The following is a 259-nucleotide window of genomic DNA, read 5'->3' as shown; positions in this document are numbered from 1 at the left end:
AATCTGCAGGTCCGACGCATAGTTCGTTCCCGTGGTCTGCGGCGGCAGCGTCGAGTGGATCTCGATCTCATGCAGCATCCGGCGGGAGGCATCGAAGCGATAGCTCGCCACCGTGGAATCAAGCTCGTTGATGACGAAGACGAAGCGGCCGGACGGATGGAGCGCAACGTGGCGCGGTCCTGCACCAGGCCTTGCCGCGGTCTCGCTCACCTTCTCGAACCGGTCCCCTTCGAGAGCGTAGATCGTCAGCCGATCCGTG

The 259-nt window shown here is 63.3% G+C and carries 1 protein-coding gene; it reads right to left on the bottom strand.

Annotated features, from left to right (window positions below; translation table 11 throughout):
- A partial coding sequence (locus SB724_RS20800; RefSeq protein ID WP_410572842.1) for a lactonase family protein occupies positions 1 to 259 on the bottom strand: 259 nt, incomplete at both ends.

The sequence above is a fragment of the Bacillus sp. SIMBA_031 genome (assembly GCF_046535225.1).
GTDB classification, from domain to species: Bacteria; Bacillota; Bacilli; order Bacillales; family Bacillaceae; genus Bacillus; species Bacillus velezensis.
Note: the sequence above shows the minus strand (reverse complement) of the source record. Positions and strands in the feature narration are given on the sequence as shown.